Raw genomic sequence first — 24,415 nt, forward strand, 5'->3', positions numbered from 1 at the left:
CACGTACGACGCCCGTCGTCGGGCCGCGATGGTGAGGGGCGACCGCTGGGCGGTGCGTCAAGACGTTCGCGGCGATGTGCGCCGGGCCTGGGGAGGGGTGCGGTGAGGTGAGGCGAGCGGTGGGCGCGGGTGGGTCGGGCGGTGGCCCATGTCTGCCGAAGAAGCGGTATGAACTCATTGCTCGACCGGGCCGCCGCCCGTCTCTTTCCCGACGTCGAGGGACATCACGGCGTGCTGCCTCCGCTCCTCGTCGTGCTGACCTTCGCCACGGGCCTCGTCGACGCCGTCAGCTATCTCGGCCTCGATCGTGTCTTCGTCGCCAACATGACCGGCAACGTCGTTTTCCTGGGCTTCGCGCTCGCGGGCGACGTGCAGCTGTCGGCGACAGCCTCGCTCCTCGCGGTCGGGGCGTTCGTCGCCGGCGCGTGGGCGGGCGGGCGGCTCGCGCCGCGGATCGCGCGGCCGCTGCGGCTGTTCGCGCTCCTTGTCGCGGCGCACGCCGTGCTGGTGACGGCCGCCCTGGTGCTCGGCCTCGTGGTCGACGCCAAGCACGTCCTGATCGTGCTGCTCGCTCTCGGCATGGGGCTGCAGAACGCCGTGGTCCGCAAACTCGCCGTACCGGACCTGACCACCACCGTCCTCACCATGACCCTGACGGGCCTGGCATCCGACCGGCCCTTCCCCGCCTTCACACGCAGGTTCGCGGCCGTCGCGGCGATGTTCGCCGGGGCGCTCGCGGGCGGGCTCCTCCAGCTTCACCACGGCACGGCCGCCACGCTGGCGCCGGCGCTCCTCCTGCTGGCCCTCGTGGCTCTGACGGCGGCACTGCGGGACGCGGCCGAGTCGCGTGCGCGCTGAGCCGCCTACCTCGCCGACTCGACGAGCCGGGCGAGATGCGTCAGCGCCATGCGCGTCCCCGTCTCGTTGTCGGCGGCGGACACGCTGTCGGGGATGCCTTCGTGCACGACCAGGACGTCGGTTCCGCCGTCCGCTCCCCCGTCGGTGAGCGTGGTCGTCATCGTCATCGTGCCGCTCAGCTCGGGATCCTCGGTCTCGAAGGCGAGCACCTCGACCACCTGCTCGTTCGGTACGAGCTTCGCGAAGTGACCGTGGTACGTGTCGGTGTGCGAGGCCGACTTGCCGGTGCCCGCCTGTCCGTCGTAAGTGAGCGAGACGCGGAACCGACCTCCCTCGCGGGCGTCGAAGGTGTGGACCTGACTGCTCATGCCGTCCGGGACACGCCAGCGCGCGATCGCGTCCGCGTCGAGAAGTGCCTGGTAGACGGCTGCTCGCGGGGCGTTCACGTGCCCTGACACCTGTGTCGAGTACATGGGACCCAATCTAGGACGCCGCCCGCCCACGCGGGCCGTCATGCTCCTCCGGTAGCCGGTCGCCGGTAGCCGGTAGCCGGTCGCCGAGGCGTGCCAGTGGGAAACCGTTTCGACTGCGCCTGACCGGAGCCTGCCCGGCGGCCCGGTAGCACCGCCGCCCGGCGGCTCCGCAGCCCTCCGAAGGGATCAGGCAGCGGCGGGCGCGGCCTTCTCGGAGAGGCGGGCGACGATCTCGGTGAGGGCCGTGACCACCTCGGTGTCGTCGGCCGGGTGCGTCTCGGCGAAGCGCGTCAGGGAGGCGGGGATGGACAGCTTGGCCTCCTCGACGACGACGCCACCGGCGAGGCCCGCGGCCTTGCGGGCCTCGTCCTGCGCCCACACGCCGCCGTACTGGCCGAAGGCGGTGCCGACGACGGCGACCGGCTTGCCGGAGATCGCACCGGCGCCGAAGGGCCGCGACAGCCAGTCGATCGCGTTCTTCAGGACCGCCGGCATGGTGCCGTTGTACTCGGGCGAGAAGAGGAGGAACGCGTCGCTGCCGCCGGCCACCTCACGCAGGCGGAGCGCCGCGGCCGGGACGCTGCCTTCGACGTCGATGTCCTCGTTGTAGAAGGGCAGATCCGCAAGGCCCTCGAAGACCTCGATGTCCGCACCCGCGGGCGCGTGCTTCACGGCGGCCTCGGCGAGCTGACGGTTGTGCGAGCCGGCGCGGAGGCTGCCGACGAGGGCGAGGATGCGTACAGACATGGCGGAACTCCTGAAAGACGTGCGCACGGAACATATGCGGGAGGGGCGATATCAAGCGGACCGAGGTCCGTTTAAAGTTGTACCACCTATCCGGACCGCGGTCCACTTCGCTGGTCGAGGCGCTACGCTGGATCCCATGACCGGCTCCGTTCCCCCGCCCCTTCCCTCGCCCGACACCCCGGGCCGGGCGGCTGAGCTCGAGCTGACCCCGGCCGGCGAACCGCCCTCGCTCAGGGCCGACGCGGCGCGCAATCGCACGCGTCTGCTGGAGGCCGCCTCACAGCTGATGGCAGGGTGCGGAGCCGCGCAGCTGACCATGGACGCGGTCGCGGCGGCGGCCGGGGTCGGCAAGGGAACCGTCTTCCGGCGCTTCGGCGACCGCACCGGGCTGCTCGTCGCCCTGCTCGACCACCGCGAGCAGCAGCTCCAGGCCGCCTTTCTGTCCGGGCCGGCCCCGCTCGGCCCGGACGCCCCGCCCCTGGAGCGCCTGCACGCGTTCGGGCCTGCCCTCATCCGCCACGAACGCGACCACCACGAACTGATCCTGTCCTCACGGACCGACCCGCTGCGCACCTACGGCGTCCCGGCGAACCGGCTGCGCCTCACGCACGTCACGATGCTGCTGCGCCAGGCGGGCGTGACGGGCGACGCCGAGCTGCTCGCCCACACCCTGCTCGGCTCCGTCGACAGCGTCCTCGTCCACCACCTGACCGTCGAACGCGGCATGCCGCTCGACCGCGTCGAGGCGGGGTGGCACGACCTCGTCGACCGGCTGACGCCCAGGCCGTAACTCGGCCACCGCGCCCGGTCGGCACGCCTGTGCCGCGCCGGCCGCTACACGCCGATCGCGCCGTCCATCCGCTCGCGGAGCAGGTCGGCGTGGCCGTGGTGGCGGGCGTCCTCCTCGATCATGTGGACGAGCACCCAGCGCGGCGACGCCGTTCCGCGCCACCCGTCGTCGCCCCCTATGTTCGCCGCCTCGACGATCACGTCGTCGTCGCGAGGAACTGTGTCGCCGCCAGCTCCCCGTACAGGGGATCGGCCGCCACCAACTCCTCATGGGTGCCGGACGCGCGGACCCGCCCCGCGTCCATCACCACGATCCGGTCGGCCAGCGTCACCGTCGAGAGGCGGTGCGCCACCACGAGGACCGTCACCTCCCGTGAGATCTCGGCCACCACATCACGCAGGGCCAGTTCGTTCACCGCGTCGAGCTGCGACGTCGCCTCGTCGAGGAGCAGCAGGCGCGGCTTGCGCAGGAGCGCCCTCGCGATCGCCACGCGTTGGCGTTCGCCGCCTGACAGTTGGGAACCGCGGTGCCCGACCAGCGTCTGAAGACCGTCCGGCAACCGGTCCACGAGGGTGTCGAGCCGGGCGCGCACGAGAACGTCGTGGATCTCCTCGTCGGTCGCGCCGGGCGCCCCGAAGAGGAGGTTCTCGCGCAGGGTGCCCGCGAGGACGGGCGCGTCCTGTTCCACGTAGCCGATGACGGAGCGCAGTTCGGCGAGCGGCCACTCCCGCACGTCGCGGCCGTCGACGAGGACGCGTCCGCCCGTCGCGTCGTAGAACCGCTCGATGAGGCCGAAGACGGTGGTCTTGCCCGCGCCCGACGGGCCGACGAAGGCCGTCGTGCCGGGGCCCGGGATGTCGAAGCTGACGCCGTGATGGACGTATGGAAGGGCGTCCCGGTAGCGGAAGGTCACGTCCTCGAAGGTGACGGCGGCGGGGTCGCCGCGTTCCGTCCGCGGCGCGGGCCCGGCGACGTCCTCCGTCTCCAGACGTTCGGCCCGTACGATCCGCGCGATGGCCGCCGAGCCGACCTGGTACTGCGAGACGCCCTCGACGAGGCGGGAGACCGGGTCGATCAGGTAGAAGAGGAAGAGCAGGAAGGCCACGAGCGTCGAGACCGAGATGGCCCCGGACGCGACGCGCGCGCCGCCGATGCCGAGGACGGCGAGGAAGGACACCTGCACGGCGAAGCCGACCGAACTCCAGGCCACCGCCTGCCACTTGGCGGATCGCACGCCGTGCCGCCAGGCCTCACGCGCGGCGGCCTGCACGGCGGCCGACTCGCGCTCCTCCGCGCCCGAGGCCTTGAGCGTGCGGAACGCGCCGAACGCCCGCTCCAGCGCGGTCGAGATCGCGCCGACCGCTTCCTGGGCCCGTTCCGTCGCCCGGGCGATCTTCGGCATCACCAGGGCCACCGCGCCACCGATGAGCACGATCACGCCGAGGGTGACGCCGAGCAGGACGACGTCCATGAGGCCCATCATCACGATCGTCGCGATGAAGGAGAGCCCGCCCGCGACGGCGGACACCACGGACTGCGTGGTGACCGCGCGCAGCAGTGTGGTGTCCGAGGTGATCCGGGACATCAGGTCGCCGGGCTGGGTGCGCTCCACCTCCGGCAGGCGCAGCCGCAGCAGCCGCCCGATCAGGGTGCGCCGGGCCGCGAGCACCACGGATTCGGCGGTGCGTTCAAGGACGTACGCGCCGACGGACTCGATGGCGGTGCCGACCACCACGAGTGCGGTGAGCAGGAGGATGATCCCGGCGATCGAGCCGTCGCTGCCGAGCCGGTCCACCAGGGCTTTCGCGGCGAGCGGCTGGGCGAGGCCGGTGGCCGCGCCGATCAGTGTGCACAGGGCGCCGAGGGCGACGACCCAGCGGTGCGGACGGAAGTAGCGGTACAGCGCCCGCCAGGTCTCACCGGCGGAGAGTCTCTCCTGCGCCGGTATCTCCGCCGCCGGTCTCTTGTGGGCCGGCTGCTCCGGCTCGTTCTTGGTCACGTCGGAGAGGACGCCAGAAAGGGCTGACTGCCTGACCGGCCTATCTGCCTGACGGGCTGCTCGGCTGACCGGCTGCTCGGCTCCTCGCCCCGTAACCCCGCTCGGGACACGGAGTTAGAAGGACTGTCGAATTCTTTGCAGTGACGATTCTGCACGCCGAGTGCGGCGGGGGGAAGGCAGGCGGGTGCGTGTAAGCGGGGGTGGCCTGCTGGGCCGGGCCGAGGATCTGTCGGGACTCCGTCGTCTGCTGGCCCAGAGCAGGCTGGTGACGGTGACGGGCGGCGCGGGCGTCGGCAAGAGCGTCCTCGCGGCGCACGCCGCGGCGGCGGTGGCCGGCCAGCTGCCGGACGGCGTGGTCGTCGTGCGGTGGTGGGACGGCGGCCTCACGCAGGGCCACTCGGTGGCGCGGGCGGTGGCCGCGGCGATGGACGGGGAGGCGGCCGGGGAGGCGGCCGGGGAGGCGGCCGGGGAGATGGCCGGGGAGATGGCCGGGGAGATGGCCGGGGGTGAGAACGGCGCGTCCGTGGCCGGAGGCGGGCGAGGCGGGGGTGAGCGACGCGGCCACGAGCAGGACGGCGGCGAGCGAGGCGGGGGTGGGCAGGACGGCGGCCGACCGCACGACGGCGATCGGGACGGCGGGTGGCCACACGGAGGCGAACGGGACGGCAGCTGGCCACACGAAAGCGAGCGAGGCAGCGGCTGGCCACATGAAAGCGAACGGGACGGCGGCAGGCCACGCGAAGGCGAGCCAGGCGGTGGCAGGCGAAACAGCAACGAGCAGAACGGCGACGGACCACTCGGAGGGGGGCGGGGCAGCCGCGGGTCGCTCCGCGACGAGCACAGCGGCTCTGGTGAGGCGGAGCTTGTTGCGCGGCTTCGGAATCGCCGGGTCCTGGTTCTTCTCGATGACTTCGATCCCGTACGCGACGAGTGCGTACGCCTGGTGCAGTCGCTGCTGCTGGAGGCGCCGGGCGTGCGCGTGCTCGCGGCGGGGCGGCAACCACTGGGCCTCGGGCAGGAGTTGGTGCATCACCTCAGGCCTCTCGCGGTCGTCGCCCCGGGGGCGGAGGAGGAGCCGGGGCCCGCGGTGGAGCTGTTCATGGAGCGGGCGCGCGGCACACGGCTCCGGGCGGACGCAGCGCCCCTCCCTTCGCCCCCGGCACCCGACGAAGCCGAACTGCGCGCCGTCAGCGACATCTGCGCGCGGCTGGAAGGCGTACCGCTCGCGGTGGAGCTCGCCGCCGCGCAGACCGCCCTGCATCCGCCCGCGCAGCTCGCCCGGATGCTGCGGCCCGCCCAGGGGTGGCTCGGCAAACCGGGGGCGCCCTTGCGGCGACACCGGTCCCTACGGGCCGCTGTGGGCGCGAGTTACGCGCTCTGCGGGCAGGCCGAGCGCAGCGTCTGGGCGCGGCTCAGCGTCTTCGCGGGCGAGTTCGACGAGGACGCCGCCGTCCACGTGTGCGCGGGCGGCGGGCTCGCCCCCGAGCAGGTGGCGTCCTGCCTCGCGCGGCTCGTCCTGGCTTCGGTGCTGGAACCCGTACGGGACCCCGGCGGCGTGCTGCAGCCCCGCTACCGGCTGCCGGCGGCGGCCCGCGAGTTCGGCGCCGAACGCCTCGAATCCGTGGGCGAGTCCGGCACGGCGGCCACCCGCCACCTCGCCTGGTACCGCGCCGTCGCCTCGACCGCCCACGAGTTGTGGAGCACCGGACGGCACGACCGGGCGACCCTCCTGCTGCGCGACGAGGAGCCCGACCTGCGGGCAGCGCTGGAGCGGGCAGCACTGGAGCCGCCCCGGCACACCGCCGACCGGAGTACGAGCGCGGATACGACCTCCGCGGGTACGACCGCCCTCGGCATGGTCGTGGACCTGTGGTTCTGGTGGGCAGTGTGCGGACACGCCACCGAGGGGCGTCAGCATCTGCGGCGGCTGCTGCCGCTCGGCCGCGCGGACGGCCCGCGCTACGGGCAGGCCCTGTGGCTCGCGGGCTGGCTCGCGGCGTGCGACGGCGCGCCGGAGGCCGAGGAACTTCTCGGTCAGGCCTGGCGCGTTGCCGTTCTCGCCGGTGACGACGCGACCATCGGCAGGGTCGCCCACGTACTGGGCCTCATCGCGCTGCGCGGCGGTGAGACGGAACGCGCCATCGAGTATCTGCGGGAAGCCGCCCACACCGTCCCCGCCCACGCCCACCACGGCCCGTCCGCCGCGGTCAGCTGGGCCGGGCTCGCCGTGGCGCAGGCCCGCGTCCGCCCGGCCGACGCGCTGCGCAGTGTCCGCCGCGCGTCGGCCGGGACGCAGACGCGGCACGACATATGGACGCGCTCCGTGACGCAGTACGCGCTCGCCCTCGTCGAGTACCTGCGCGGTCGGCGCAGCCGGGCCTGGCGCCGCGCACACAAGGCGCTCGCCGGGGTCGTCTCCGTGGCCGGGCCGCCCGGCGCCGCCTCGGTCCATCAGCTGATCACCGCGATCGAGCACGGGCCCGCGCTCGGCGGGATCGAGTGGCCGCCTCCGTGCGGGTGGAATCCACCGGGGACTTGAGGCACTCGGGTCAACATGCACGAAAGAGGCCCAACCACCTGATTCGTTCATCTTCCCGCGGTCTACACATGGTTCGACCCGGAAGCGAACGAACGGAGCGAGCGTGTGAATCGGTTGAAGCTGAAGTACGCGTCGGTGAAGTACACGTCAGTGGCGGGTATCGCGGCCCTCGCCGTGCTGGCGGGCCCGGCGGTGCCCGGCGCCGGCGCCGTGAGCCCGCATTCCTCGCACGCACCCGGAAAGGCGGTGACCGCCCCACGTCCGACCCTGACCGCGAAGTCGACCGTGGCAAGCGTGCGTGCGTGGCAGAACTTCTACGTCTACGGAGTCGGCCGCAACATGCGGCCCGGCACCCGCGTCACTCTGCAGCAGAAGCAGGGCAAGCGTTGGGTGTCGCTGCCCGCGTCGGTGTACACCGCGCGCAACGGCGCGTACAAGATGCGGGTCAAGCTCGGCCTCAAGGGCCGCAACTCCCTGCGCATCGTCGGGGGCCGCGCCATCTCGAACGTCGTCTACGTGAAGGTGCGCTGAGCCCGTAAACCCCCGGACGAGCACGAGGTGGGCCCGGTCCTCCTCGGCGCGAGCGTGAGCACGCCGCCCTCTTACGTCATCGAGCCGACCTCTTACGTCATGGACAGGACGGCCGGATGCAGCGCGGATCCGCTTGCCGAGACCCTGCTCGCCGTGCCTGTGGTGTGGGCACAACGCGAGCGAGGTCGCGGCAAACCGAGGCGCCTGCGGCGTCCCGAGTACGTCACCCGGACGCGCCGCGAGGGTGGCCGCCCTCGCCCGATATCCGGACGTAATGTCCCCTTCACCCCCACCCCCAGGCGAAGGAGATTTCCTACGTGCGCGCCCACCGGACCCCCCGGATCCCCCCGCGGCTCCTCCCCCGCCTCGTCGTCCTCTTCCTCCTCCCCCTGCTCACCACCCTCAGCGGCACCCTGATCGCCCCGGGCCATGCCCACGCGGACGTGCCCGCGCGGCACGCGCCGGCCGTCACCAGCCTGCATGCCCCGCCGCCCGCTCCCGAAGAGCCGTGCACCAGTAAGGACGCCGCGGTCTGCCTCATCCGGCAGATGACTCCGGAGGAGCGTGAGCAGGCACGTGAGGTGCGGCTGCGCTACCACCAGCTCCTGGACACGATGGAGCGCGTCGCGGACCGTATGCATGAGGAAGGCCGCTCCGACGAGGAGATCGCCCGCGTCCTCGTCGACATGCGCAACGAGGCCAAGGACATCACCCGCGCCGGGATGACCCCCGAGGCGGTACAGGCCCTGGAGGAGCGGAACATGAAGAAGTACGGCAATCCGCTCGGCCCGACCGCGGACCAGCAGTTCGCCAAGTACGGCAGCTGGGCCAAGGTGATCGAGGCGTCCACCCGCACCAGCGCCGCCGTCGACCAGGAACTCGGCATCCCGCCGCGCGCCTGACGTCCATGCTGCTCAAGGACTACGACCAGCACGGCCGTACGTGGGCCCTCGACCCCCGCACGGGGCTCCTGTCGCCCGCGTCCGGCCGCTGCCACGGTTTCGTCCACGCGGGCGGGGAGGCGGCAGCGGCGCTGTACGCGGACCCCGCCGACGAGGAGCCGGTTCTCTGGCTCCAGTACGGCCGACGCCGCTGGAACTGCGACACGGTGGCAGCCCATCAGGCCACCCGCCCGGACGGCACCCGCCGCTTCACCGTCGAGGACACGCGGGGCACGGTCCTCCTCGAACTCCTCTACCCCGCACCGGATACCGGCCCCTTCGACCCGACGTACGACTGGGTGGACGCGGAGGCGGACGACTTCTTCCTCTGGGTGGCGGGCCGCCTGACGGACGGAGACGCAGCGTCGGATACCACACTCCTGACGCACTTCCGGGCTGGTTTCCTCCCAGCCTGAGGTCACAAGTAGCCTTTCCGAGCGATGAGTTGAGGCCTCCCCCGGAGTCTTCACTCACACAAGGAGAAACCGAACAAGACCGGGCCGCGCACAAGGTTCGCGACCCCCACCCGGAGGTACACCATGTGCGCCCACCAGCCCCCGTGCCCGCTCGTCGCGAGCCCCGACCACCTCGCGGCCCGGACCGTCTCCGCCCATCCCGAACAGGGCTGGAGCCTGCTGTGCAACGGCACGATCGTCTTCGACGACACCGGCGAACTGCTGCCGGACGGCCGGGTGGTGGGCGTGGCCAGGACGCCGGCGATGGCGGCCTGAGAGCACGGGGCCGACACGCGCGACCCGACACGCGCAAGGGGTCGCCTTACGGGGCGATCGCACCCAGCAACGCCCTCGCGCACAGGTCTCGTACCTGCGCGCGAGGCAGCAGCTCAGGCTCCTCCAGCCACTCCAGACAGACGGTCACCATGAAGGCGAGCCAGCCGCGCACGGCCAGGCGCAGAGCGGGGGCGTCGTGGGGGGTGGCAGCCGTCTCGGGGTCGGCGGCCAGTGCTTGCAGGATCTGGTCCTCGTGGGCCGCGAGGCCTTCGCGGTAGATCCTGCGGACCGTGGCGTCGCCCGTCTCCTCCGCCCGGTGGAAGGCGCGGAAGCCCTCGGCGTGCGACTCGACATACGCGAGGAACGTCTCAAGGCCCGTGCCGATCTGGTCGCGGACCGGGACTCCGGGCACCGCCGCCGTCAGGCGCAGCATCCGCCGGCTCTCGCGCTGCACCACGGCGGCGAAGAAGTCGCTCTTCGTCGGGAAATAGTGGTACAGCAGGCCGCGTGAGACGCCCGCGATCTCCGCCACCCGCTCGACCCACACGTCGTCGTACGGATTCTGGGCGAAGAGCCGTGCCCCTGCCTGGAGCAGCTGCTCCCTGCGCTCCTCGGTGCTGAGTCTGCGGCGCGTGCGCTCCTGCGGGTTCGCGGCCATGGGAGCACCTTACTTGACGTGGATTCAACAGCGGGCCCAGACTGGAACACCTTATTGAATCCGCGTACAACAGGCTCAACGGGTCTGCGGCTCAAGGGAGATGGCACACATGGCTCAGGTGTCGCAGACATCGCAGGTGGCGGAGGGTCCCGAAACTCCCCCCAAGGGCTTTCGCAGCGCCGAGCTCGGGTGGCCCCGCCTCGATCTCATCCCGCACCCGCCGCGCCGCCTGCCGCTGGTGGGCGACATCCTGGGCGCCAACGTCCGCACGCCGGTGCAGGATTCGATGCGCATCGGCAGCGGGCTCGGTCCCATCTTCCGCCGCAAGGCGTTCGGCAAGGAGATCGTCTTCGTCTGGGGCGCCGGACTCGCGGCCGAGCTTGCCGACGAGTCGCGGTTCGCCAAGCATGTGGGCCTGGGCGTCGCCAACCTGCGGCCGGTGGCCGGTGACGGCCTGTTCACGGCGTACAACCACGAACCCAACTGGCAGCTCGCGCACGACATACTCGCCCCCGGCTTCAGCCGGGACGCGATGGCCGGTTACCACCCGCTGATGCTGGACGTGGCCCGGCAGTTGACCGCCCGCTGGGACCAGAGGGAGGAAGCGGGGCAGCCCGTCGACGTGCCCGGCGACATGACGAAGCTGACCCTGGAGACGATCGCCCGCACCGGTTTCGGGCACGACTTCGGCTCCTTCGAGCGGACCAAACCGCACCCCTTCGTGTCGGCCATGGTCGGCACGCTCTCCTACGCCCAGCGCCGCAACGTCGTGCCGCCCGCGCTCGCCCCGCTGCTGCTGCGCGGCGCGACCCGGCGCAACGCCGCCGACATGGCCTACCTCAACCGCACCGTCGACGACGTGGTCGCGGCCCGCCGCGCCGCTCCGGGCCCCGGCGACGGTGATCTGCTCGACCGGATGCTGGAGGTCGCCCACCCCGACACCGGCGAGCGGCTCTCCGCCGAGAACATCCGCCGCCAGGTCATCACGTTCCTGGTCGCGGGGCACGAGACGACCTCGGGCGCCCTGTCGTTCGCGCTGCACTATCTCGCGCGCTCCCCCGAAGTCCTGGCCCGCGCCCAGGCGGAGGTCGACGAGGTCTGGGGGGACGCGCGGGAGCCCGCGTACGAGCAGGTCGCCAAGCTCCGCTATCTGCGGCGCGTCCTGGACGAGTCGCTGCGGCTGTGGCCGACCGCGCCCGGCTTCTCGCGCCAGGCCCTGCACGACACGACGCTCGGCGGTGCGCACCCGATGCGCGAGGGGGCCTGGGCGCTCGTCCTCGCCACGCTGCTGCACCGCGATCCCGCGGCGTGGGGCGAGCGTCCCGAGGAGTTCGACCCCGACCGGTTCGCCCCTTCGGCGGTACGCGCGCGACCCGCCCACGTCTTCAAGCCGTTCGGCACGGGCGCGCGGGCCTGTATCGGCCGTCAGTTCGCGCTGCACGAGGCGACCTTGGTGCTCGGGCTGCTCCTGCGCCGTTACGACCTGCACGCCGACCCCGGCTACCGTCTGCGGGTCGTCGAGCGTCTCACCCTCATGCCGGAAGGCCTCACGCTGCGGCTCACCCGCCGCGCCAGGGCGGCGTAGAGCTCGATTGTCAGACCCGTGCGCAAGAGTGGAGGGTCCACCGGTGCGAGCCGCCGGTCCTTTCGGTCCCGCGCAGAGGAGCTCTCGACATGACCAGCACGCCGACCCCGGAACTGGCCGCAGCCCAGGCCTGCTTGCGGCTGCTGCACACCGCACGTGCCGCCCTGTCCGGTCCCTCACCGGCCGCGGCGGCCTCGCTCCTCGCCGGACCCATGGCGGAGGCCGACGAGGCGCTGCGCCGCGCGGGCCTGACGGGCAACGAGGCCGAGCTCCTGAACAGGATCTACGACCTGGAGCCCGACCGCCCCGATCCCCGGACGTGCCCCGCTTCGGCCGGTCAGGCCAGTACGGCTGATTCGGCGAGTTCGGCCGGTTCAGCTAGTTCGGTTCCGCAGGCTTCGCGGACTCCACAGGCTCCGCGGGGCCCCTCGACTCCTTGGGCTTCCAGGTGAACTTGTCGCCGCCCACCCAGCGCACCAGATCCGGGTCGTCCACGTCGTGTACGACGACACCCGCCTGAGCGGCCACCTCCAGGACGTCGACGAGTTCCCTGGCCTCGCCGACCACCTCGCCGTCGAGCTCCACGATGCGGAAGGGCGGTCGGCCGGGGTTGACGCCAAGGACCGTGATCCGAGGCTTCGCCATATAGAGGTACGCGCTTTCGGTCATGTCTGGAGGCTTCCACGCTCCGGCTCCATCATGACCATCACGACCTGCCCGTTCGGCCGCTCGGGCTACGTACCGGTCGCCTCGGGGCGCCCGACGAGCCGCTCGGCCGCCGAGCGCGCGGAGGCGAGGGCGCCCTTGCGGTCCGCTCCGCGCTGCCCGAGGACGACCCGCGTGCTCAGACCGTCGAGGAGTGCGAGGAGTTCCCCCGCGCGGCCCGCGGCGTCGTCCACCGCGAAGGCTCCCTGAGCCGCGCCCTGGGCGAGCAGGGCCTCCAGATCCGCCTGCCAGCCGCGGTCCAGATCGTCCTGGGCCGTGCGGAGCGGCGCGTTCGCACCGGCGCGCGCCCACAGCTCGATCCACAGCATCCAGCGGGGATCGCGCGGCCCCTTGGGCAGGTACATCCGCAGGAACCGGTCGAGCTTGCGGGCGGGCGCCGCCCGGCCCGCGAGCAGGGCGCGCCGCTCCTCGGTGAGCGCGGCCTCGCTCCAGCTCAGGGCCTCCAGGAGTAGACGGTCCTTGCTGCCGAAGTAGTACAGGATGTGGCCGCCGCTGGTGCCGAGGCGCTCGGCCAGCGCGGACATGGTGAGCGCGGCGAGGCCGTTCTCGGCGATCGCCGTCATCGCCTCCTCCAGCATCCGGTCCCGCGCGACCTGCCCGTCCCGCCGTCGTGCCACGCCTGCTCCCGTTCCGGTCCCCGCGCCCTGCTCCACCCGACGACCCTATCCCCGCCGTCCCCGGCTGATTTCCCGCAGGGTCTTGACGGCTCCCAGGACCGTGGCGCATTTTGAATGCCGTTCTAGGTAGTAGAACGGCATTCAAAGTCTGGGTGCCGGAGAGTGAGGTGCCCGCATGACGGAAGAGGCCCCGATTTCCGCCGGAACGAAGACCGCCGGAGCGAAGTCCACCGGAACAGGGACCGCAGGAGCGACTACAGGAGCGACGCCCTCCACAACCGCGACCCCCGGGATCGGCACGGGCGTCACCAGCGACGAGGTGTTCCGGGTCGAGACCCACGGCATCGACCCGATCCCGGACGAGGACCGGCACGGCAGCGCCAAGGACCTGTTCTGGCTCTGGTTCGGCTCCAACCTGACCTTCACCTACGTCATCAACGGCGCCCTCGCCGTCAGCTTCGGCCTCAGTTTCTGGCAGGCCACCGCCGTGGTCGTGACCGGCGGGCTCGCCTTCTTCGTCATCAGCGCGGCAGGCCTCAGCGGCATCCGTACCGGCACCGCGACCCTCGTCATCTCCCGCGCCGCCTTCGGCGTCATCGGGAACCTCCCCGCCGGGCTGCTCAACTGGGTGGTCTCCATCGGCTACACCATCGTCAACACCGTGGTCGGCACGCTCGCCCTCGAAGCCCTCTTCGCCGACCTCGGCTGGGCGGGCGGTGACGCGGCACGTGCGCTCGCCCTCGCGGTGACCCTGGCGATGACCTTCGCCGTGGCCATGTGGGGCCACGCCACCGTGCAGCTCGCCGAGCGCTGGATGGCGTACGTGCTCGCGGCCGGCTTCGGGGTGCTGCTCGTGTTCGTGCTGCCCGACGCCGACTTCGGAGCGGCAGCGGGCGGTGGCGCGGGCTTCTCCGACTGGACGCTCGCGTTCGTGGTGATGCTCGCGGGGCCGTTCTCGTATCTGCCGATGCCCGCCGACTACACGCGCTATCTGCCCCGGGACACCTCGCTGCGGTCGATCACCGTCACCGGCGCGCTCGGCGGCTTCGTCTCCTCCGTGGCGCTCGGCGTCGCGGGCGTCGCGGCCGCCACGCAGGCCGACATGACGGACGCCGTCGCGGGGGTGGAGAAGCTGCTCCCGGGCTGGTTCCAGCCGGTGTTCCTGCTGCTCGTGCTCGGCGGCTCGGTCACCAACTCGATCCTCACGCTCTACTCGTCGAGCCTCAACCTCCAGGTGCTCGGCATCCCCTGGAGCCGCGCGAAGGCCATCGTCATCAGCGTCGTCGTGACGGCGCTCGGCTCGCTCGGCGCGCTGTTCCTGACCGACTTCACCGAGTCGCTGCTCAGCTTCCTCTCGCTCCTGATCATCGTCTTCGCGCCGTGGGGCGGAGTGTTCCTCGCCGACATGCTGCTGCGTCGCTGCCGGTACGACACCGGGGCCCTGCACGCCACCGGCCGCGAGGGGGCCTACTGGTACCGGGCCGGATTCCACCCCGCCGGGATGGCCGCCCTGGTCACCGGCATGGCCTTCGCCGCGCTGACCTGCGACTCGGAGCTCTGGACAGGGCCGCTGGTCGCGCCCCTCGGCGGCGGTGACCTCACCCTGCTCGGTTCGGTCGTCGCCGGGATCACGTACTGGGCGCTGGCCGGCCGCAGCGTTCCCCGTCCCTCGCGGGTGGCTGCCTGAAGCAGCACTCCCACACCTCCCGTACGACCCCACACCTCTCGTACGACCCCACACCCCTCGTACGACCCGAACCACCCGCACCACCCAGGAGTTACCTCTCATGACCAGCACCACCCCCAGGCCCGCGGATCTCGTCCTGCGCAACGCCCGCATCCACACCGTCGACCCCGAACTGCCGTCGGCCGAGGCGCTCGCCGTCCTGGACGGGCGTATCGCATGGCTCGGAGCCGACACGGAAGCTGACTCCTGGACCGGCGAGGGCACGCGGGTCATCGACGGCGGCGGGCGCCTGGTCCTGCCCGGCTTCATCGACGCCCACAACCACGTGCGCCTGGGCTCCGACGACGCCTGCGTACAGCTCGCCGGCGCCCGCACCCTCAACGAGATCCACGACCGCATCCGCGCCTGGCGCGCCGAGAACCCGGGCGCCGGCTGGATCGAGGCCGAGGCGTTCGACTACTCCGCCGTCCCCGGCGGCCGTATGCCGAACGCCGCCGACCTCGACCCCGTCACCGGCGACACCCCCGCCTTCGTCCTGAGCTACGACGTCCACACCGCCTGGCTCAACACGGCCGCCCTGCGCCGACTCGGCGTTGACCGCGACCGTACGTCGCTGCCGTTCGGCCGCGCCGAGACCGATCCGGAGACCGGCGAACCCACCGGCTTCATCAAGGACTTCGCGATCAAGGGGCTCTCCCGCGACGGCCATCGGGCACTGCGCGAGCTCGGTCTGCCCTGGGCGTCGCCCGACCGGCAGTACGGACGCCTGGCCAAGAGCCTGGACGATGCGATCGGCTTCGGCATCACCACGGTCGTCGAGCCGCAGAACTCCCTGGACGACCTGGAGTTGTTCAGCCGCGCCCGCGCGGAGGGCCGGCTGCGCTCGCGCATCGTGGCGGCGCTCTTCCATCCGCGCGGCACGTCCGACGCGGACCTGGACGACTTCGCGGACGCCGCGCGGCGCTTCGCGGACGACCGGCTGCGGGTCGGGCCGCTGAAGCTGTACATCGACGACGTCGTGGAGCCCCGCACCGCCGCGCTCCTCGAGCCCTACTCGGGATGCGGGCGGCACCGGGGCGACACGTTCTACCCCGCGCACGAGTTCGCGGAACTGCTCGCGAAGCTGGACGCCCGCGGCTTCCAGTGCTTCGTGCACGCCACCGGCGACCGGGGCATCCGCACGGTCCTTGATGCCGTCGAGCACGCCCGCGCCCTCAACGGTCCGCGCGACGCCCGCCACCAGGTCGTCCACGTCGAGTGCCTGGACCCCGCCGACACCCCGCGCTTCGCCGAACTCGGCGTCGTCGCCTGTATGCAGCCGCGCCACTGCGCCCCCGAGATCGCGGGCCCCGGCCAGGACTGGGCCGAGAACATCGGCGCCGACCGGTGGCACAAGGCCTGGCCGATGCGGAGCCTGCACGAGGCGGGAGCGGTGCTGGCACTCTCCAGCGACTGGAACGTCGCCGAGATGGACCCCATGGCGGGCATTTACACGGCCCTCACCCGCCGCCCCCTCGGCGGCGGCGAAGCCTGGCAGCCGGAGGAGACGCTCGACGCGGAGACGGCCGTCCACGGCTACACGATGGGCTCCGCGTACGCCAACTTCCTTGAGGACGAGCGGGGTTCACTGACGGTGGGCAAGCTGGCCGACTTCGTCGTGCTGTCCCGGGACATCCTGCGGGTGCGGCCGCAGGACATCCCGGGGACGAAGGCCGAGGTCGTGGTGGTCGGCGGCGAGGTGATGCAGGGCTAGCCGAGCGCCTCGACAGCCTTGAGGACCTGCCCGGCGCCGTCCTCCGCCCCCATCCGGCGGGCAACGGCACCGGCGGCTTCCTTGTACGCGGGCTCACGCACCGCACACCGGATCTGCTCGGCGAGGCGCTCGGCCGTGAGCTCCTTGAACGGGATGGGCGCGGTGCCCGCGCCGAGACCGGAGATTCGCGCCGCCCAGAAGGGCTGGTCCGCCATGACGGGCACGGGGATCGCGGGCACCCCGGACCGCAACCCTGCCGCTGTGGTGCCGGCTCCCGCGTGATGGACCACGGCAGCCATCCGCGGGAACAGGGCCGCGTGGGGCACCTCGCCGACGGTCAAGATGTCGTCGCCGTGCGCCACCAGCCCCGCCCGCCCCCCTTGGAGAACTCCCCTCAGCCCGGCCAGGCGCAACGCGGAGACGGCCAGCTCGCCCAGCCGCGCGCCGTCACCCGCGGCTATGCTGCCGAATCGGCCGTGCCCTGGGGTGCGCACTGTTCGTCCTGGGCTGTCCAGCCGTGCAAGGGGTGGAGCGCCGAGAGCAAGGTCCCCTCGGGGCCCGTCGCCCAGCCCGTGTGGGTGACACCGGCGCCGACGACGCGGTGCACGCGCAGCTCGGGGCGGCCCCTGGCCACCGTGACGCTCTCCACACGCAACCCCGGCACCATCGGCGGACCGCTCACGAAGGCGGGCGTGTGCCGGGACGCGGCCCAGCCCCAGCCGTCGCCCTGACCGGCGCCCATCGGGTGGATGCGGGTGCGGGCGCTGCGTACGCCCGCCACCTCGCGCACCATGGCCGTCTCCGCGTCGCCACGGCCCACGGACTCCAGGAACCCGGCCACGGTGTAGGGGAAGAGGTACCAGTTGTTGGGCGCGGGGACGTGCCGTATCGCGCCGCGCAGCCACTCCTCCGCCCGGTCCTGTACCGCGCTGTCGAGCCGGTCCCACAGCGAGGGGCGGGTCAGCCGCAGGGCGAGGGACGCGGACTCGACCATCGGCTGGCCCTGGATGTTGTGGTCCAGGATCAGCGGCCAGGACTCGGCATCGTCGCGGCCGGGTGTGCGCGTGCCCGCCGCGAGGCCTTGTGCGTACCGGTCGAGCCAGCCGTGCGGGTCCTTGCCCTCGACGCCCGCCACGCGGAACGCGGCGGCGAGGAGGGTGCGGGCGTAACCCTCGAGGCCGTCCGAGCGCACGCCGGACGCGGAGGGCCGGCCCGGCAGGTCGAGCAGGGCGCCATGCGGGGTGGCCCACTTCCAGGCGGAAGGCCGTCGGCGGCTGCCTCCCAGTGCTCGCGCGTGTAACCGGTCTGGGTGCTCAACTCCCGGGCTTCTTCGGGCAGTCCGGGGATGCTCATGCGAGGTAGGCCAGCCTTTCGCGTCGTACGGCATGGGCGAAACCGTCGCCCGCGGCCCAGCGGTCGAGCTCGCTGACGGCGAGATCGGCGAGGCGGCCCCACTCGTTCCCCTGTGAGCCGGCGAGGTGTGGGGTGATCATGACGTTGTCGCACTCCCACAACGGGTGCTCCGGGGGCAGGACTTCGGGGTCGGTGACGTCGAGGATCGCGCGGACGCGGCCGGCGCGGGCGGCTTCGGTGAGGGCGTCCTGGTCGAGGACGGCGCCGCGGGCCGTGTTGATGAGCACCGCGTGGTGGCGCATCGCGGCGATCAGCTCACGGCCGACCATGCCGCGGGTGGCGGCAAGGAGGGGCGTGTGGACGCTGACGACATCGCTGCTCGCGAACAACTCACCGATGCCGACCGGCCGTACGCCGAGGGTGTGGGCGTCCTCGGCGGTGACGTACGGGTCGTGCAGCAGCACCCGGAGGTCGTAGGGGCGGAGGAGTTCGATGACGCGGCGGCCGATCATCGAGGCGGAGAGGACGCCGACCGTTCGGCCGTAGTTGCCGACGCCGTGCGACAGGCCGAGCCATTCGTCGCGGCGCCGGACGGCCTTGAACTCCCGTGCCCGCTCGATGACTTGTTTGCCGCTGAGCAGGATCATGGCGACGGTGTACTCGGCGACGGGCAGGGCGTTGGCCGCGGCGGCCGACGACACCTCGATGCCGCGGCCCCAGCACTCCGGAGTGATGTGGCCGCGAACCGACCCGGCAGTGTGCACGACGGCCCTCAGCCGGGGCGCGGCCGCGAGCGCGGCGGCGTCGAGTGGCGGACAGCCCCAGCCGGTGACCAGGACCTCCACGTCACGGAGCACAGCGCGCGCCCGCTCCGTGGTGAAGTCGTCCAGGACCGTGTCCGGCACCAGATCGCAGACCCGGCCGAGCGCGGCAAGGGCGTCGGGTCCGAGCACGGCCTTCGCCGCGTCCCGGGCCATGGCGAGCGCGGCACGCGGCCGGCGGCTGCCGTTCATCAGCACATTCCCTTTCACATGGTTCACGTGGTTCACATGGTTTACGTGGTCCGCAGGGATCACGTGGCCCGCATGGCTCACTTGACCGAGCCCGCGGTGAGTCCCGACTTCCAGAAGCGCTGCAGCAGTATGAAGGCGAGGATCAGGGGGCGAGACGGTCGCCGAGTTGTTCCAGGTGTAGAGGCCGAGGCTGACCGGGTACAGCTTCTCGTCCGAAAGCATCACCATGGGCAGGAAGAAGTTGTTCCAGATGGCGGTGAGCTGGAAGAGGAACACGGTGCCGAGGCCGGGGCCCAGCATCCGCAGGGAGACGGCGAAGGTGGAGCCGCCGTGGGTGCCGACGACCCGGTTCCGGGGGCCCACTGCGGGACGCGCCGCTCGCGCGCCTTGCCGGCCCGCCTGTGTCCAGGTCGGCGATGTTCGTCGCGAACAGCACCGGGGCGCCAGCCCTCCGGCGCGAACGTCTGCTCCTCGCCGAAGCCGGTGGCCGTACCTTCGACACGGCAGCTGATTCGAAATGGGAACCATTTTCATATAGCCTCGTCGACGCACTGCCGAGAAAGGATCCAGAGACCATGGCCGTACCCAAGCGGAAAATGTCCCGCAGCAACACACGCCACCGCCGCGCCCAGTGGAAGGCGGCCACCCCGCAGCTCGCGCCGGTCACGGTCGACGGCTCGGCCCACCTCGTCCCCCAGCGACTGGCCAAGGCGTACGAGCGTGGGCTACTGCGCCCCTAGGCCGGCCTGTTCAGGTTTCCCTCGCGGGCCTCGGGTGCGTCCAGGGCGGCGGGCATGCTGTCCAGGACGGTGAAGCTGCGGTCGAGCCGGGTGATCCGCAGGACCCGCCAGACGCGCGGGCTGCTGCGGATCAGCCGCAGGGTGCGGCGCTTCGCGATGGTCCGGCCTTTGATGCGCACGAGAAGCCGCAGGCCACCGGCGTCCAGGAAGGTCACCTGCCGCAGGTCCACCACCACGTCCGCGCCCGGCCGATCCAGTAACTCGGCTATGCGCGGCGAGAGTTCCAGATCCGCCCAGGCGTCCAGTTCACCGCGGAATGTCAGAATGATCGATTCGTCCACCACACGGTGGTGCAGTCCGAAGCCCGGGTCGGGCGTGCCCATGGTCCACCCCCCAATTCCTACACCCCGCATACGAAGAGTTACGACAACGCGAGCGGCGAGGCCCTCAGGCCGGCGCCCGACGCCGCCGGGGTCTGGGGCGGCACCGCGAATGGCATCTACATCTTGCCCGCTCAGGGCTAGTTCATACCTCCGGGTGACATCCTCGGCCACCGTGCGGCGCATATTCACGGCCCATCTACCGTAGTTACTCTCCGTATTTGACGCGCTGTCCGCGACACCAACCGTGCGGCGCGCCGTCGGACGGACGGCCGCGGCCCCGCCGGTGGTCACGCCGATCGAGCCACGGACACGGAGGTCGACGGCCCGCAGAGCGAGCGCGGAGCCGCAAGCCGTCGGGCCGTGGCTGGAGGTCGCGCCGAAGGTCAGGGGTCTGCGGCGGGCCGCGCAAACCGGGCACTCGCCCTGCCGTTCGATCCGAGGCAGATGTCCGGATCGCGTCGTTGTGGCGGCAGTGCACGTGTGGGACGTTGGCTGGTCTACGGGGTGTGCGACCGAGATCGACGAGCAGGCCCGCACTGCGAGGGGAAGACCGGATGAGGCGTTGCAGGGGGGCCGCGGCCTTGGTAGCTCTGGTGCTGACCGGCGCCGTGGGCTGTGGTGGGTCGGGCGGCGCCAAGGACGGAGACCAGCTGACCATCGCGGTCCGCGACGACCTCCCCGGCATCGGTCTGCGAGGGCCCGACGGCACGTACCGAGGGCTTGACATCGACGTCGCCACCTACGTCGCCGGGCAGTTGGGCGTTTCGAAGGACCGGATCACCTGGAAGGCGACGGTCCCGGCCGAGCGCGAGAACCTGTTGGTGCGCGGGGACGTCGACCTGGTGGTCGCGAGCTACTCGATCACCGACGAGCGCAAGCGGAAAGTCTCCTTCGCCGGACCGTACTTCCTCGCCCACCAGGACCTGCTGGTCCGCGCCGACGACACCTCCATCAAGGGCGCCGATGACCTGAACTCCAGAAAGCTCTGCTCGGTCACCGGGTCCACGTCCGCGCAGAACGTGAAGGACGAGCTTGCCCCCAAGGCCGACCTCCAGGAGTTCAGTTCACCCACGGAATGCCTGACCGGCCTGGAGAACAAGGTCGTCGACGCGCTCACCAACGACGACGCGATCCTTGCCGGGTTCGCCGCGCAACGCGCGCACCGCGGCAAGTTCAAGCTCGTCGGCCTCAGGCTCAGCGACGAGCGGTACGGCATCGGCGTGGCCAAGTCCGACACCGCGCTGCGGAACAAGGTCAACAAGGCGCTGCGGAAGATGGTCACCGACGGGTCCTGGGACCGGGCGGTACGCAAGCACTTCGGCCCCGCCCGCTTCGACCACGAACAGGCTCCGAAGATCACCGAGACCGGCTGAGCAGCCGTGGTCGGCCGCCCACCGTCCGGCACGTCCGCCCCCGAGACCGCCGCGCTGCTGCCCGACTTCCTCGGCCTCCAGTTCCTCGACCTCCAGCGCTACGACCTGTTCGGCGCCTTCTGGGTGACCATCCAACTGGCGCTGTACGCGGCGGCCGGGGCCCTGACCTGGGGCACGCTCCTCGCCGGTCTGCGGGTCAGCCCGGTTCCTCTGCTGCGCGGATTCGCCGCCTTGTACGTCCACGTCGTACGCAACACGCCCCTGACCGTCATCATCGTCGCCACCTCGCTCGCCCTGCACCAGACGATGGGCGCGACGCTCGGCGGCGGCACGGCGAAGGAGACCGGGTTCCGTCTCGCGGTGCTGGGGTTGTCCGCCTACACCGCCACCTTCGTCTGCGAATCGCTGCGCTCCGGCATCAACAGCGTGCCGGTCGGCGAGGCCGAGGCGGCCCGCTCACTGGGCCTGACCTTCCCCCAGGTGCTGCGCCACGTCGTCCTGCCCCAGGCGTTCCGCGCCGTGGTGAACCCGCTGGGCACCGTACTGATGTCGCTGACCAAGAACACCACGACGGCCGCCGCCATCGGGGTCAGCGAGGCCGCCCTGCTGATGAAGGAGATGATGGAGAACGAAAGCCACGCCATCTTCGCCGTCTTCGCGGTCTTCGCCTTCGGTTTCGTCTGCATCACCCTGCCCACCGGAATCCTCCTCGGGTGGGTCAGCACCAGAGTGGCGGTCCGGCGATGAAGGCTCTCTCCGTCCTGTACGACGCCCCCGGTCCGCGCGCGAGACGCCGCAACCTGCTGTGCTCCCTGCTCTTCCTCCTGGCAGTCGCCGCCGCTGCCCTGTGGGTCCTGAAGCTGCTGGGCGACAAGAACCAACTGGCCGCCGAGAAGTGGAACCCCTTCGTCGAGGACTCCCGGGTGTGGACCGAGTTCCTGCTGCCCGGCCTGCTGCACACCGTCCAGGCCGCCGCCCTCGCCCTTGTCCTCGCCCTGCCGCTGGGCGCACTTCTCGGCATCGCGCGGCTCTCCGAGCACGCGGTGCTCCGCCGGTCCGTCGGCACACTGATCGACTGCTGCCGGGCCGTCCCTGTGCTGATGCTGATGCTCCTGGCGAACGAGGTGTACGCGCGCTTCAGCGATGTCACCCCGCAGATGCGCCCCCTGTACTCGGTCGTGACGGGCCTCGTCGTCTTCAACGCCGCCGTGCTCGCCGAGATCGTGCGCGCCGGGATCATCGCCCTGCCGCGGGGGCAGAGTGACGCCGCTCGCGCGATCGGGATGCGCAAGGGCCAGATCATGGCATCCGTGCTGCTGCCCCAGGCGGTCACCGCGATGCTGCCCGCCCTCACCACCCAACTGGTGGTCATCGTCAAGGACACCGCGCTCGGCGGCGAGATGCTGGCGTTCGACGAACTGCTCCACCAGGTCCGTCTGATCTCCGCGAACTACGGCGCCAACACCATTGCCTCCTTCACCGTCGTCGCCCTGCTCTTCATCGCGCTGAACCTGCTGCTCACCACCCTCGCCGCCCGAACCGAGTCCTGGGTCGGGCGCAGCAGGAGAAGCACGGGAGCAACGGTCACCACCAGCCCTACGGGGCCCGCCCCACCCGCCTGAAACACGCGACTCGGCGTTGCACGGTACGCAACTCTGGTGGTGCCTCTTGTCCTTGGGGGTTCTCGGAGACCACTGTGTCTGCCACATGCGTCACCACCGACGCGTGACGTGCGGACATGGAGGCTGGCATGACCGGTGAGCACTACGGGCAGCGCACGGCGGATGGCTGGGGGCGGCGGGGTTTCATCGGAGCGCTCGCCGCCACTGCCGTCGCCGCGTCCGTACCGGCCGCGTCCGCCGCACCGCCGGGAAGATCCCCGTTCCGCACGCGCCCGCTCTTCCTCGGCACCTACACGACCAAGCCCGGCGGCGGCGCCGGCATCGGACTCGCCACGTACGACGAAGCGACGGGGCACATCACCGGCACCGGAACCCTGACCGGCGTACCCGACCCCTCCTACCTCTGCGTCCATCCCTCGGGCCGGACGCTCTACGCGGTCAACGAGCAGGAGCAGGGCGCCGTGACCGCGATCGCGCTCTCCCCCTCGGGGCCCGAGGTGCTGGGTGCGCGTGGCACCGGCGGTGCCGGGCCCTGTCAGCTTTCCGTGCACCCGAGCGGACGCTGGCTGCTCAGCGCGAACTATCTCTCCGGGAGCGTGGCCGTCCATCCGGTCCAACCCTCGGGCGCGCTGGGGGTGTTGAGTGATGTGGTCACCCATTCCAGCCCGCCGCCCGGCCCGGGACAGGACGGGCCGCACGCCCACCAGATCGTGACGAGCCCGGACGGCGGGCACGTCCTCGCCGTCGACCTGGGCAACGACACGGTCTACAGCTACCGCCTCGACGCGAAGAAGGGAAAGCTCACCCAGGTCTCCTACGCCGCCCTGCGGCCGGGCGCCGGGCCGCGCCACCTCACCTTCCACCCCTCGGGGCGCTACGCCTATCTGGCCAACGAGGTCGACAACACCGTCGTCGTCTGCGCCTACGACCCCGCGAGCGGGCGGCTGACCCCCGGTGCGCCGCAGCCCACCGGGACGGGTGAAGGCACCAGCTATCCGGCGCAGTTGCTCGTCACACGCGAGGGCACCTTCGCCTTCCTCGCCAACCGCGGGCACAACAGCCTCACGCGGTACGCGATCGAAGCGGGCGGCGCCCGGCTGCGGCTGCTCGACACGGTGCCGGCGGGCGGGGACTTCCCCCGGCACATCGCCTTCTCACCGTCCCAGCGGTTGCTGTTCGCGGCCCATCAGAAGTCCAGTTCGGTGAGCGTGTTCCACGTCGGTGAGAGCGGCCAACTACGCCTGGCCGGAACGCCGTTCGCCGCTCCGGTCGCGGTGTGCGCGCTGCCGTTGTAGA

General features: G+C 71.7%; 24 protein-coding genes and 4 pseudogenes. 16 read left to right on the forward strand and 12 right to left on the reverse strand.

From position 1 onward, the window contains the following. Positions 1-168: 168 nt before the first annotated feature. Positions 169-858: a YoaK family protein gene (locus ABXJ52_RS03120; RefSeq protein WP_367038990.1), complete on the forward strand. Its 690-nt coding sequence runs from the start codon at positions 169-171 to the stop codon at positions 856-858. 5 nt (positions 859-863) lie between these two features. On the opposite strand, the gene ABXJ52_RS03125 is transcribed toward ABXJ52_RS03120, so the two are convergent. After that, a complete protein-coding gene (locus ABXJ52_RS03125; protein WP_367038991.1) occupies positions 864-1,331 on the reverse strand; it encodes an SRPBCC domain-containing protein in 468 nt (155 codons plus the stop codon). A 186-nt stretch (positions 1,332-1,517) separates the two neighbouring features. Then, positions 1,518-2,078: an NAD(P)H-dependent oxidoreductase gene (locus ABXJ52_RS03130; protein ID WP_367038992.1), complete on the reverse strand. Its 561-nt coding sequence runs from the start codon at positions 2,076-2,078 to the stop codon at positions 1,518-1,520. A gap of 136 nt (positions 2,079-2,214) precedes the next feature. On the opposite strand from ABXJ52_RS03130, the gene ABXJ52_RS03135 reads away from it, so the two are divergent. Next, on the forward strand, positions 2,215-2,868 hold the full coding sequence (locus ABXJ52_RS03135; RefSeq protein WP_367038993.1) for a TetR/AcrR family transcriptional regulator: 654 nt from the start codon (positions 2,215-2,217) through the stop codon (positions 2,866-2,868). Between the two features lie 44 nt (positions 2,869-2,912). Here the strand turns inward: ABXJ52_RS03135 and ABXJ52_RS03140 are convergent. Beyond that, positions 2,913-3,029: pseudogene (locus ABXJ52_RS03140) on the reverse strand (DUF664 domain-containing protein); the annotation flags it as partial. A 35-nt stretch (positions 3,030-3,064) separates the two neighbouring features. Continuing rightward, entirely contained in the window at positions 3,065-4,816 is a 1,752-nt protein-coding gene (locus tag ABXJ52_RS03145; RefSeq protein ID WP_367048780.1) for an ABC transporter ATP-binding protein, read from the reverse strand. 235 nt (positions 4,817-5,051) lie between these two features. Here ABXJ52_RS03145 and ABXJ52_RS03150 point away from each other — a divergent pair, with 235 nt between their 5' ends. The 5 genes from ABXJ52_RS03150 to ABXJ52_RS03170 all read left to right on the forward strand — a co-directional run bounded on the left by ABXJ52_RS03150 (position 5,052) and on the right by ABXJ52_RS03170 (position 9,609). Continuing rightward, the gene (locus ABXJ52_RS03150; protein ID WP_367038994.1) at positions 5,052-7,406 is read left to right on the forward strand and encodes a hypothetical protein; all 2,355 of its coding nucleotides are present in this window, start codon (positions 5,052-5,054) and stop codon (positions 7,404-7,406) included. Between the two features lie 105 nt (positions 7,407-7,511). Beyond that, on the forward strand, positions 7,512-7,937 hold the full coding sequence (locus tag ABXJ52_RS03155) for a hypothetical protein (RefSeq protein WP_367038995.1): 426 nt from the start codon (positions 7,512-7,514) through the stop codon (positions 7,935-7,937). A gap of 317 nt (positions 7,938-8,254) precedes the next feature. After that, the gene (locus ABXJ52_RS03160) at positions 8,255-8,839 is read left to right on the forward strand and encodes a hypothetical protein (RefSeq protein ID WP_367038996.1); all 585 of its coding nucleotides are present in this window, start codon (positions 8,255-8,257) and stop codon (positions 8,837-8,839) included. 5 nt (positions 8,840-8,844) lie between these two features. Then, a complete protein-coding gene (locus tag ABXJ52_RS03165) occupies positions 8,845-9,294 on the forward strand; it encodes a hypothetical protein (protein ID WP_367038997.1) in 450 nt (149 codons plus the stop codon). A gap of 123 nt (positions 9,295-9,417) precedes the next feature. Continuing rightward, the gene (locus ABXJ52_RS03170; RefSeq protein WP_367038998.1) at positions 9,418-9,609 is read left to right on the forward strand and encodes a DUF5999 family protein; all 192 of its coding nucleotides are present in this window, start codon (positions 9,418-9,420) and stop codon (positions 9,607-9,609) included. 46 nt (positions 9,610-9,655) lie between these two features. Here ABXJ52_RS03170 and ABXJ52_RS03175 read toward each other — a convergent pair whose 3' ends face one another. Next, positions 9,656-10,267: a helix-turn-helix domain-containing protein gene (locus ABXJ52_RS03175; protein WP_367038999.1), complete on the reverse strand. Its 612-nt coding sequence runs from the start codon at positions 10,265-10,267 to the stop codon at positions 9,656-9,658. 109 nt (positions 10,268-10,376) lie between these two features. On the opposite strand from ABXJ52_RS03175, the gene ABXJ52_RS03180 reads away from it, so the two are divergent. Then, positions 10,377-11,852, forward strand: coding sequence for a cytochrome P450 (locus tag ABXJ52_RS03180; protein ID WP_367039000.1), 1,476 nt, complete (start codon positions 10,377-10,379; stop codon positions 11,850-11,852). An 89-nt stretch (positions 11,853-11,941) separates the two neighbouring features. Beyond that, entirely contained in the window at positions 11,942-12,304 is a 363-nt protein-coding gene (locus ABXJ52_RS03185; RefSeq protein ID WP_367039001.1) for a hypothetical protein, read from the forward strand. Here ABXJ52_RS03185 and ABXJ52_RS03190 read toward each other — a convergent pair. Both ABXJ52_RS03190 and ABXJ52_RS03195 read right to left on the reverse strand, forming a co-directional pair. Further along, on the reverse strand, positions 12,231-12,521 hold the full coding sequence (locus ABXJ52_RS03190) for a hypothetical protein (RefSeq protein WP_367039002.1): 291 nt from the start codon (positions 12,519-12,521) through the stop codon (positions 12,231-12,233). The two genes, ABXJ52_RS03185 and ABXJ52_RS03190, sit on opposite strands and share 74 nt — an antisense overlap. A gap of 65 nt (positions 12,522-12,586) precedes the next feature. Continuing rightward, the gene (locus tag ABXJ52_RS03195) at positions 12,587-13,156 is read right to left on the reverse strand and encodes a TetR/AcrR family transcriptional regulator (RefSeq protein ID WP_367048781.1); all 570 of its coding nucleotides are present in this window, start codon (positions 13,154-13,156) and stop codon (positions 12,587-12,589) included. Positions 13,157-13,370: 214 nt separating this feature from the next. Here ABXJ52_RS03195 and ABXJ52_RS03200 point away from each other — a divergent pair, with 214 nt between their 5' ends. Both ABXJ52_RS03200 and ABXJ52_RS03205 read left to right on the forward strand, forming a co-directional pair. Further along, a complete protein-coding gene (locus ABXJ52_RS03200) occupies positions 13,371-14,882 on the forward strand; it encodes a cytosine permease (protein ID WP_367039003.1) in 1,512 nt (503 codons plus the stop codon). 100 nt (positions 14,883-14,982) lie between these two features. Next, the gene (locus ABXJ52_RS03205; protein WP_367039004.1) at positions 14,983-16,635 is read left to right on the forward strand and encodes an amidohydrolase; all 1,653 of its coding nucleotides are present in this window, start codon (positions 14,983-14,985) and stop codon (positions 16,633-16,635) included. Here ABXJ52_RS03205 and ABXJ52_RS03210 read toward each other — a convergent pair. The 4 genes and pseudogenes from ABXJ52_RS03210 to ABXJ52_RS03225 all read right to left on the reverse strand — a co-directional run. Further along, positions 16,632-17,105, reverse strand: a pseudogene (locus ABXJ52_RS03210) (nucleotide disphospho-sugar-binding domain-containing protein); the annotation flags it as partial. The gene ABXJ52_RS03205 and the pseudogene ABXJ52_RS03210 sit on opposite strands and share 4 nt — an antisense overlap. 2 nt (positions 17,106-17,107) lie before the next feature. Next, a pseudogene (locus ABXJ52_RS03215) lies at positions 17,108-17,988 on the reverse strand (DUF2264 domain-containing protein); the annotation flags it as partial. Further along, the gene (locus tag ABXJ52_RS03220; protein ID WP_367039005.1) at positions 17,985-19,001 is read right to left on the reverse strand and encodes a hydroxyacid dehydrogenase; all 1,017 of its coding nucleotides are present in this window, start codon (positions 18,999-19,001) and stop codon (positions 17,985-17,987) included. The gene ABXJ52_RS03220 and the pseudogene ABXJ52_RS03215, both read right to left, overlap by 4 nt. A gap of 77 nt (positions 19,002-19,078) precedes the next feature. Next, positions 19,079-19,325 (reverse strand): annotated as a pseudogene (locus tag ABXJ52_RS03225) (carbohydrate ABC transporter permease); the annotation flags it as partial. 251 nt (positions 19,326-19,576) lie between these two features. Here ABXJ52_RS03225 and rpmF point away from each other — a divergent pair. Continuing rightward, entirely contained in the window at positions 19,577-19,741 is a 165-nt protein-coding gene (rpmF, locus tag ABXJ52_RS03230) for a 50S ribosomal protein L32 (RefSeq protein WP_367039006.1), read from the forward strand. On the opposite strand, the gene ABXJ52_RS03235 is transcribed toward rpmF, so the two are convergent. Continuing rightward, the gene (locus ABXJ52_RS03235) at positions 19,738-20,124 is read right to left on the reverse strand and encodes an STAS domain-containing protein (protein ID WP_367039007.1); all 387 of its coding nucleotides are present in this window, start codon (positions 20,122-20,124) and stop codon (positions 19,738-19,740) included. The two genes, rpmF and ABXJ52_RS03235, sit on opposite strands and share 4 nt — an antisense overlap. Positions 20,125-20,678: 554 nt before the next feature. Here ABXJ52_RS03235 and ABXJ52_RS03240 point away from each other — a divergent pair. The 4 genes from ABXJ52_RS03240 to ABXJ52_RS03255 all read left to right on the forward strand — a co-directional run bounded on the left by ABXJ52_RS03240 (position 20,679) and on the right by ABXJ52_RS03255 (position 24,414). Next, on the forward strand, positions 20,679-21,497 hold the full coding sequence (locus ABXJ52_RS03240; protein WP_367039008.1) for a glutamate ABC transporter substrate-binding protein: 819 nt from the start codon (positions 20,679-20,681) through the stop codon (positions 21,495-21,497). A gap of 57 nt (positions 21,498-21,554) precedes the next feature. Further along, positions 21,555-22,244: an amino acid ABC transporter permease gene (locus ABXJ52_RS03245; protein WP_367048782.1), complete on the forward strand. Its 690-nt coding sequence runs from the start codon at positions 21,555-21,557 to the stop codon at positions 22,242-22,244. Further along, on the forward strand, positions 22,241-23,119 hold the full coding sequence (locus ABXJ52_RS03250; protein ID WP_367048783.1) for an ABC transporter permease subunit: 879 nt from the start codon (positions 22,241-22,243) through the stop codon (positions 23,117-23,119). Before ABXJ52_RS03245 ends, ABXJ52_RS03250 begins: the two co-directional genes overlap by 4 nt. A 128-nt stretch (positions 23,120-23,247) precedes the next feature. Beyond that, positions 23,248-24,414 carry a lactonase family protein gene (locus ABXJ52_RS03255; protein WP_367039009.1) on the forward strand — a complete coding sequence of 389 codons (1,167 nt, stop codon included), beginning with the start codon at positions 23,248-23,250 and terminating at the stop codon, positions 24,412-24,414. Position 24,415 lies beyond the last annotated feature (1 nt).

It is taken from the genome of Streptomyces sp. Je 1-332 (assembly GCF_040730185.1).
Classification (GTDB): domain Bacteria; phylum Actinomycetota; class Actinomycetes; order Streptomycetales; family Streptomycetaceae; genus Streptomyces.

What these genes read in the sequence shown, in the direction of transcription:
- ABXJ52_RS03125 (WP_367038991.1), bottom strand. Translation starts at nt 1,331, where the DNA reads ATGTACTCGACACAGGTGTCAGGGCACGTGAACGCCCCGCGAGCAGCC.
- ABXJ52_RS03170 (WP_367038998.1), top strand. Translation starts at nt 9,418, where the DNA reads ATGTGCGCCCACCAGCCCCCGTGCCCGCTCGTCGCGAGCCCCGACCAC.
- ABXJ52_RS03165 (WP_367038997.1), top strand. Translation starts at nt 8,845, where the DNA reads ATGCTGCTCAAGGACTACGACCAGCACGGCCGTACGTGGGCCCTCGAC.
- ABXJ52_RS03255 (WP_367039009.1), top strand. Translation starts at nt 23,248, where the DNA reads ATGACCGGTGAGCACTACGGGCAGCGCACGGCGGATGGCTGGGGGCGG.
- ABXJ52_RS03200 (WP_367039003.1), top strand. Translation starts at nt 13,371, where the DNA reads ATGACGGAAGAGGCCCCGATTTCCGCCGGAACGAAGACCGCCGGAGCG.
- ABXJ52_RS03185 (WP_367039001.1), top strand. Translation starts at nt 11,942, where the DNA reads ATGACCAGCACGCCGACCCCGGAACTGGCCGCAGCCCAGGCCTGCTTG.
- ABXJ52_RS03240 (WP_367039008.1), top strand. Translation starts at nt 20,679, where the DNA reads ATGAGGCGTTGCAGGGGGGCCGCGGCCTTGGTAGCTCTGGTGCTGACC.
- ABXJ52_RS03190 (WP_367039002.1), bottom strand. Translation starts at nt 12,521, where the DNA reads ATGACCGAAAGCGCGTACCTCTATATGGCGAAGCCTCGGATCACGGTC.
- ABXJ52_RS03135 (WP_367038993.1), top strand. Translation starts at nt 2,215, where the DNA reads ATGACCGGCTCCGTTCCCCCGCCCCTTCCCTCGCCCGACACCCCGGGC.
- ABXJ52_RS03235 (WP_367039007.1), bottom strand. Translation starts at nt 20,124, where the DNA reads ATGGGCACGCCCGACCCGGGCTTCGGACTGCACCACCGTGTGGTGGAC.
- ABXJ52_RS03220 (WP_367039005.1), bottom strand. Translation starts at nt 19,001, where the DNA reads ATGAACGGCAGCCGCCGGCCGCGTGCCGCGCTCGCCATGGCCCGGGAC.
- ABXJ52_RS03195 (WP_367048781.1), bottom strand. Translation starts at nt 13,156, where the DNA reads ATGCTGGAGGAGGCGATGACGGCGATCGCCGAGAACGGCCTCGCCGCG.
- rpmF (WP_367039006.1), top strand. Translation starts at nt 19,577, where the DNA reads ATGGCCGTACCCAAGCGGAAAATGTCCCGCAGCAACACACGCCACCGC.
- ABXJ52_RS03175 (WP_367038999.1), bottom strand. Translation starts at nt 10,267, where the DNA reads ATGGCCGCGAACCCGCAGGAGCGCACGCGCCGCAGACTCAGCACCGAG.
- ABXJ52_RS03130 (WP_367038992.1), bottom strand. Translation starts at nt 2,078, where the DNA reads ATGTCTGTACGCATCCTCGCCCTCGTCGGCAGCCTCCGCGCCGGCTCG.
- ABXJ52_RS03120 (WP_367038990.1), top strand. Translation starts at nt 169, where the DNA reads ATGAACTCATTGCTCGACCGGGCCGCCGCCCGTCTCTTTCCCGACGTC.
- ABXJ52_RS03180 (WP_367039000.1), top strand. Translation starts at nt 10,377, where the DNA reads ATGGCTCAGGTGTCGCAGACATCGCAGGTGGCGGAGGGTCCCGAAACT.
- ABXJ52_RS03250 (WP_367048783.1), top strand. Translation starts at nt 22,241, where the DNA reads ATGAAGGCTCTCTCCGTCCTGTACGACGCCCCCGGTCCGCGCGCGAGA.
- ABXJ52_RS03205 (WP_367039004.1), top strand. Translation starts at nt 14,983, where the DNA reads ATGACCAGCACCACCCCCAGGCCCGCGGATCTCGTCCTGCGCAACGCC.